Raw genomic sequence first — 7,005 nt, 5'->3', positions numbered from 1 at the left:
CCCACACGCCGACGAGGTCGAGGTCCGGGTGCCCGCTCAGCGCGGGGGCGTGGGCCGCCTGCGCCCAGGGTCCGGTGCCGAGCAGTCCGATCCGCATGCCGCCGCCTCTCCCGGTGCGGCGACCGCCGCCCGGCCGGTGTCCCGGCGCGCTCCGCCGGCGCGCTCCGGTCAGTACGGTGATCCCTGCCGGAACGCCGTGTCAACGGCCGCTCGCCGCAAGGCGCCCGGCTCAGTCCGCGGGCTGGTTGACGTTGACCATCCAGGGAATGCCGAAGCGGTCCGTGCACATCCCGAACACGTCCCCCCACATCTGCTTCTCCAGCGGTACGGCCACCGAGCCGCCGTCGGACAACTTCTCCCAGTAGCCGCGCAGTTCGGGCCCGTCCTCGCCGCTGACGCTCACGGCGAAGTTGTTCCCCGGGACGTACGTCATGCCCGGTGGCATGTCGGCGCCCATGAGGGTGAAGCCGGCCGCGCTGGTCAGCATGCCGTGCATGATCTTGTCGGCGTTGTCGGTTCCGGGCCGGCCGAAGTCACCGTACGTGTTGAGCCGCAGCCGGCCGCCGAAGACCTCCTGGTAGAACTCCAGTGCCTGCCGCGCGCTCCCGTCGAAGCTGAGATACGGATTGAGGAGCGAGGCCATGATTACCTCCCGGAACGTCCGCGAAGAGCCGGCTGCGCGCAGCGTAACGCCGGGCACCGGCGCCCGCGCGGCGGCGGTGTCGCGGGCGGGGTTCCGATTCAGTGCCCCGTCTGCTGAATGCGTTCGCTTTCTTCTATTGGATTTCGGGCCGCGCGGGGGCCAGGCTGGTACGCGCTTTCCGAGATCGTGAGACGACAGCCGGAAGAGGTCACGCGCACATGCACACCCGCCGTATCGGTGATGTCGAGGTCGGCGCCGTCGGACTGGGCGCCATGCCCATGTCGATCGAGGGGCGCCCGGACGAGACCCGCTCCCTGGCCACCCTGCACGCCGCGCTGGACGCCGGTGTCACCCTGATCGACACCGCGGACTCCTACCACCTGCACGCCGGCGAGGCCGGCCACAACGAGACCCTGATCGCCAAGGCCCTCGCCTCCCACGACCGGGGCGGCGACGTCCTGGTCGCCACCAAGGGCGGTCACCTGCGCCCCGGCGACGGCAGCTGGACCCAGGACGGCAGCCCCGAGCACCTGAAGCGGGCGTGCGAGGCGTCCCTGCGCCGGCTCGGCGTGGAGGCCATCGGGCTCTACCAGTTCCACCGGCCCGACCCCCGCGTCCCCTACGCCGAGTCCGTCGGCGCGCTGCGCGAGCTGCTGGACGAGGGGAAGATCCGCATGGCCGGCGTCTCCAACGCCGACCCGGAGCAGATCCGGCAGGCCGCCGGGATCCTCGGTGACCGGCTGGTCTCCGTGCAGAACAAGTTCTCCCCGGGCTTCCGCTCCAGTGAGCCGGAGCTGCGCCTGTGCGACGAGCTCGGCATCGCGTTCCTGCCCTACAGCCCGTTCGGCGGCATCGCCCGGGCCGGTGAACTCGCCTCGGCACACGCCCCGTTCGCGCGGATCGCCCGCGCGCACGGGGTGAGCGCGTACCAGGTGTGCCTGGCGTGGATGCTCGCCAGGTCACCGGTCGTCGTCCCCATTCCGGGCGCGAGCCGGCCGGAGTCGGTCCGTGACTCGGCGGGCGCCGCCGACCTCGTCCTGACGGCCGAGGACCTCGCGGAGCTGGACGCCGGCTGAGCGCACCCCGCCCGTCTCAGGCGCTGGACGCCGGGGGCGGGCACCTCATGTGCCTGGTGTACTCCTGGCACGCAAGAGGAGAAAGCGCTTGCTGAACAAGGCTCACAGTGGAGGACCCCACCCATGGCGTCGCTGGAAAGACCGCTCGACCACCGCTACCGCGGCGAGCACCCGATCCGCACCCTCGCCTATCTGTTCCGCGCCGACCGCGGCCGGCTCGCCGCCGCCGTCGTCGTCTTCACGGTCAAGCACAGCCCGATCTGGCTGCTGCCGCTGATCACCGCGTCCATCATCGACACCGTCGTGCAGCACCAGCCGATATCCCGGTTGTGGACCAGCACCGGCGTCATCATGTTCATCCTGCTGGTCAACTACCCGCTGCACGTGCTGTACGTCCGGCTGCTGTACGGCAGCGTCCGCCGCATGGGCACCGCCCTGCGCTCCGCGCTGTGCACCCGCATGCAGCAGCTCTCCATCGGCTACCACTCCCGCGTCAGCGCCGGCGTGCTCCAGGCCAAGGTCGTCCGGGACGTGGAGACCGTCGAGCAGATGGTGCAGCAGACCGCGGAGAACGGGCTCGGCGCGCTCACCGTCCTCACCGGCGGGCTCGTCATCATCGCGATCCGCACCCCCGAGTTCCTCCCCGTCTTCCTGATCGTCGTGCCCGCCGCCGCCCTGCTCGTCGCCAAGCTGCGGGCCAGACTGCGCACGCACAACGAGCACTTCCGCCACGAGGTGGAGACGCTGTCCTCCCGGGTCACGGAGATGACCCGGCTCATCCCCGTCACCCGCGCCCACGGCCTGGAGGGCAAGGCGTTGCGCCGGATGGACGGCACCCTGAACCGGCTGCTCACCTCCGGGATGCGCCTGGACCTGGTCAACGGCCGGTTCGGCTCGCTGGCCTGGGTCGTCCTCAACGTCATCGGCGTGAGCGTGCTGGCCGGCGCGGCACTCATCTCGTACTACGACGTCTGGAACGTCACCGCCGGTGACGTGGTGATGCTCAGCGCCTTCCTGACCACGCTCACCAACTCCACCACCACGCTCGCGGGACTGGCCCCGGTCATCACCAAGGGCCTGGAGTCCGTCCGCTCGGTCGGCGAGGTCCTCCAGGCCCCCGAACTGGAGGACAACGAGGGCAAGACGGAGGTCGACGGAGTGCGCGGTGCGATCACCTTCGAGGGCGTCGGCCACGCGTACGACACCGACGGGCGCCCCGCCGTGCGCGACTTCACCCTCGACGTCGCCCCGGGCGAGACCATCGCGCTCGTCGGCGCCTCCGGGGCGGGCAAGTCCACCGTGCTCAACCTGGTCATCGGCTTCATCCGTCCGACCTCCGGCCGGCTGCTGCTCGACGGCACCGACATGAACGGCCTCGACCTGCGCACCTACCGGCGCTTCCTGTCCGTGGTGCCCCAGGAGTCGATCCTGTTCGACGGCACCGTCCGGGAGAACGTCGCCTACGGCATGGACGACGCCGACGAGGAGACGGTACGGGCCGCGCTGCGCGACGCCAACGCGCTGGAGTTCGTCGACCGGCTGCCCCAGGGGCTCGACACCCTCGTCGGGGAACGCGGCGCCCGGCTGTCCGGCGGGCAGCGCCAGCGGCTCGCCATCGCCCGCGCGCTGATCCGGGACCCGAAGGTGCTGGTCCTGGACGAGGCGACCTCGGCGCTCGACACCCGCTCGGAGGCGCTGGTGCAGGAGGCACTCGCCCGGCTGCTGCGCGGACGCACCACGTTCGTCGTGGCGCACCGCCTCTCCACCGTGCGCGGCGCCGACCGGATCGTGGTGATGGCGGACGGCCGGATCCAGGAGATCGGCACCCACGAGGACCTGCTGCGCCGGGGAGGGGCGTACACGGCACTGCACAGCGGCCAGGCGGCCTGACCACCCCGAACCCACCGACAACCGACGGGCCCCGCCGAGACCGGACCCGTCCGGGACTGAAAGGGGCCCGGGGCGCAGTGCCGGGGACGGGGGCTCCGCCGTGTCCAAGCCTGCCCGGTGGTGAGGGTGAGGCCCGTTCGGGGCGCAGCCCCGGGTGGGACGGGAAGGGGCGGTGGGGGCGGAAAACGCTCGGCTCCGTGTCGTCGCGGTCAAGATGCGAGTGGTTTCGGTCAATCGCGGCCACATGGACACATGGGATGAGTGCTTCCGCCTGGTTCGGGCATACGCAGCGAAAACCAGAGAGGGGCGCTTCGTGCTCGTACCGGACCCGAAGGTCGTCAGACGGCTGCTGACGCGGTACGCGACGCTGCGGATAGCTCAGGCGGAACGGTATTCGCCGGCGGCGGCGCGCGAACTGGAGGAGGTCGGCTCCATGCTCTGCGGGATGACGGGGGCGTCCTGCGTCCCCGACGCCATCGCGCTGGCGGACGACCTGCTCGACCGGGCGCGGCCCGCGGCCGGCCGGCCCCCGGAGACGGACGGGGAGAGCGGCCTGCCCCTGGCCGTCTGAGCCACCGGGCCGCTCACCCGCTCACCCGCTCACCCGCCGCCCGTTGAACGTCGAGCGGTACGCGTACGGCGTCGTGCCCACGACCTTGCGGAACCGCTCGCGGAACGCCGTGGGCGAACCGAACCCGGCCTGCTGGGCGATCCGCTCGACCGTGTAATCGCTGTTCTCCAGCAGGTACTGGGCGCGCCGCACCCGCGCCCGCAGCAGCCACTGCAACGGCGTGGTGCCCGTCTGCTCACGGAACCGGCGGCTGAAGGTGCGCTCGCTCATGCCGGCGCGCGCCGCCATCGCCCCGAGGGTGACCTCGTGCGCCAGGTTGTCCTCGACCCAGTCCAGCAGCGGTTCCAGATCCGACCCACGGGGCACGGGCGGGTGCTCGTGCACGATGAACTGGGCCTGGCCGCCCTCCCGTTCCAGCGGCATCACCGACATCCGGGCGGCGTTCGCGGCCACGGCCGATCCCAGGTCCCGGCGGATCATGTGCAGGCACATGTCCAGCGCGGCGGCGGCGCCTGCCGAGGTGAGGATCTGCCCGTTGTCGACGTAGAGCACGTCCGGCTGCACGTCGACGGCCGGGAAGGCGCGGGCCAGCTGCCCGGCGGCCACCCAGTGCGTGGTGGCGCGCAGCCCGTCCAGCAGCCCGGCCTCCGCCAGCACGAACGCGCCCACGCACACCGAGGCGATCCGGGTGCCCGCCGCGGCCGCCTCGCGCAGCGCCGTGAGCACGGAGGGGGAGAGCGGGGACGCGCCCTCGGCGCGGCCCGGGACGATGATCGTGTCGGCGTCCGCCAGCGCCTGGAGCCCACGGTCGACGCGCAGGGTGAAACCGCCGTCCGCGAGCACCTCCGGCCGCTCGGCGCACAGCCGGACCCGGTAGGGGTGCCGGCCGTCGGGCAGCCGCGTCCAGTCGAAGACCTGCATGGGCGCCGCCATGTCGAACGGCACCACCCCATCGAGAACCAGAATCGCCACGGAGTGCATGACCGCCACGATAGGCGGATTCCCGCCACCCGCCGGAACCGGGGCAACGGAGAGACGAGGAAGCACGAGCCGAGGTGAGCGGTGTTGGCGGGAACCCGTTGGAACCTGTCGTTTCAGCCCCTGGGTGATCACCCGGCGGGCTCCTAACGTGAGCCCGGCACCGCCGATCACACATGGAAAGAGTCCCGGTGACCAAGCTCCTGCTGTCCCTCCACGTCCTGGCCGCCATCGTCGCCGTCGGTCCCGTCACCGTCGCGGCCAGCATGTTCCCGCCGGCCGCGCGCCGCGCCGCCCCGGCGGGGGCCGGCGGACCCGTCGCAACGGCCGTGACCACCGTCACACTGCTCCACCGCATCTGCGGGGTCTACGCTCGCATGGGGATCGCGGTGCCCGTCCTCGGCCTCGCCACCGCCCTGGCGATGGGCGTCCTGGACGACGGCTGGCTCGTCACCTCGATCGGCCTCACCGCGGCCGCCGCCGGGATCCTGCTCGCCTTCGTGCTGCCCCGGCAGGAGGAGATCGTCGAACGGCTGGGGGAGGGCCGGCCCGTCGACCGGCAGGACACGGTGCGACTCGCCATGCTCACCGGGGTGTTCAACCTGCTGTGGGCGACCGTCACCGTCCTGATGATCGTCCGCCCCGGCTCCACGACGGGCGCCTGACCGATCGGAATGCCTGAACCGTCACACACTTCCGCAATGCCCGTTCCGTGGTCCGTCGTACCGGGGAATTCCCCCTCGGGGAGGACCGGCCGCCTAGACTCTGCACTCGCGTCCCGCATCGGGGCCGACGAGCAGAAAGGCACGTTGACGGGTGTTCCAGGATTCCCCCATCTACGACCGACTCATCGCGGAGTGCGGCGACGTGCCCGCACAGGTGCGCCGTGAGGCCGAACGCGTGAGCAGGGAGCTGGAGCTGGTCATGCGGCCCCTGCAGTCCCCCGGTTACGCCCCCGGCCTCGACCGGCCGCACTCCCCGGGCAACGGCTGGCAGCGCACCGCCCTGCTGCCGGGACCGCGGTCGCACTGAGCCCCGCGCGGTGACGGGCCCCTCACCGCACCGTGCTGCCCGCCTCGTCGAGCTCGGCGGGTTCGTCGGGAACGGGGCGGGACAGCCACTCGGCGATGGTCCGGGCGATCGGCTGCCCCGTCTCCACCTCCACGAACCCGAACTGTCCCGACTGGTTGCACTCCAGGAACCACCAGGTCCCGTCCGCGTCCTCGGCGAAGTCGAAAGCGCCGTACGCCAGTTCGGACCGGCGCAGATACGCGCGTACGGCGTCGGCGGTGCGCGCCGGGACCTCGACCGGCTCCCAGGGCGGTCCGGGGGCGGCGAAACGCACGTCCACCTCGTCCGGATCCGCGTCCGGCCGCGCCGCCTTGCGGGCCGCCAGCAGCCGCTCTCCCACCGCGGTGAGCCGGATGTCGGCCCGCTTGGCGATCCGCCGCTGCAGCAGCGTCGGCCCGAACGCGACCGCGGAGAAGTCCGTGTCCGGCGCCACCCTGCTGGTCGGCACCGCCCGCGGCGGGTCCTGCGGATGCGCCCCCGACACCGGCTTGACCACCAGGTCGGGGAAGCGCTCCGCGAACTCCCGCGCGGCGCGCGGGAACGTGGTGATCACCGTGGCCGGAACGGGCAGGCCGCAGCGCTGGGCCAGCCGCAGCTGCCACGGCTTGTGGCGGGCCTGCCGGGCCGCGTCCGGATGGTTCATCCAGCGCGCGTCACAGCCGCGCAGCATGCCGTAGAGCGCCTGCGAGGCCTCCTCGGTCAGCCACGCGGACGGCTGCGGCGCGCGCCCGGCCGGCGTGCCGGGCCGGCGCACCCACACGGACCGCAGCCCGCCG

The 7,005-nt window shown here is 72.4% G+C and carries 8 protein-coding genes and 1 pseudogene; 5 read left to right on the top strand and 4 right to left on the bottom strand.

Annotated elements, in window-relative coordinates; translation table 11 throughout:
• Together B7767_RS48210 and B7767_RS22090 are read right to left on the bottom strand one after the other, a co-directional pair.
• Window positions 1-97 (bottom strand): annotated as a pseudogene (locus B7767_RS48210) (gfo/Idh/MocA family oxidoreductase); the annotation flags it as partial.
• Window positions 98-229: 132 nt separating this feature from the next.
• Window positions 230-643 (bottom strand): VOC family protein, encoded by a 414-nt coding sequence (locus B7767_RS22090; protein WP_085573728.1) that lies wholly within the window; start codon window positions 641-643, stop codon window positions 230-232.
• Between the two features lie 218 nt (window positions 644-861).
• Between B7767_RS22090 and B7767_RS22085 the strand changes: the two genes are divergently transcribed.
• The 3 genes from B7767_RS22085 to B7767_RS22075 all read left to right on the top strand — a co-directional run bounded on the left by B7767_RS22085 (window position 862) and on the right by B7767_RS22075 (window position 4,180).
• Window positions 862-1,719 (top strand): aldo/keto reductase, encoded by an 858-nt coding sequence (locus tag B7767_RS22085; RefSeq protein WP_085573727.1) that lies wholly within the window; start codon window positions 862-864, stop codon window positions 1,717-1,719.
• A gap of 123 nt (window positions 1,720-1,842) precedes the next feature.
• Window positions 1,843-3,609, top strand: coding sequence for an ABC transporter ATP-binding protein (locus B7767_RS22080; protein WP_085573726.1), 1,767 nt, complete (start codon window positions 1,843-1,845; stop codon window positions 3,607-3,609).
• Window positions 3,610-3,922: 313 nt separating this feature from the next.
• Complete coding sequence (locus B7767_RS22075) at window positions 3,923-4,180, top strand: DUF5133 domain-containing protein (RefSeq protein WP_085573729.1); 258 nt, start codon at window positions 3,923-3,925, stop codon at window positions 4,178-4,180.
• A 21-nt stretch (window positions 4,181-4,201) separates the two neighbouring features.
• Here B7767_RS22075 and B7767_RS22070 read toward each other — a convergent pair whose 3' ends face one another.
• Window positions 4,202-5,161 carry a GlxA family transcriptional regulator gene (locus B7767_RS22070; RefSeq protein WP_085573730.1) on the bottom strand — a complete coding sequence of 320 codons (960 nt, stop codon included), beginning with the start codon at window positions 5,159-5,161 and terminating at the stop codon, window positions 4,202-4,204.
• A gap of 188 nt (window positions 5,162-5,349) precedes the next feature.
• On the opposite strand from B7767_RS22070, the gene B7767_RS22065 reads away from it, so the two are divergent.
• Both B7767_RS22065 and B7767_RS22060 read left to right on the top strand, forming a co-directional pair.
• Complete coding sequence (locus tag B7767_RS22065) at window positions 5,350-5,823, top strand: DUF2269 family protein (protein ID WP_085573725.1); 474 nt, start codon at window positions 5,350-5,352, stop codon at window positions 5,821-5,823.
• Between the two features lie 151 nt (window positions 5,824-5,974).
• Entirely contained in the window at window positions 5,975-6,190 is a 216-nt protein-coding gene (locus B7767_RS22060) for a hypothetical protein (protein ID WP_085573724.1), read from the top strand.
• Between the two features lie 22 nt (window positions 6,191-6,212).
• On the opposite strand, the gene B7767_RS22055 is transcribed toward B7767_RS22060, so the two are convergent.
• A partial coding sequence (locus B7767_RS22055; RefSeq protein WP_085573723.1) for a hypothetical protein occupies window positions 6,213-7,005 on the bottom strand: 793 nt, incomplete at its 5' end.

Origin of the sequence: Streptomyces sp. 13-12-16 (assembly GCF_002114215.1) — a bacterium.
Classification (GTDB): Bacteria; Actinomycetota; Actinomycetes; order Streptomycetales; family Streptomycetaceae; genus Streptomyces.
The sequence above is the reverse complement of the archived record's forward strand: the minus strand, read 5'-3'. Positions and strand labels throughout refer to the sequence as shown.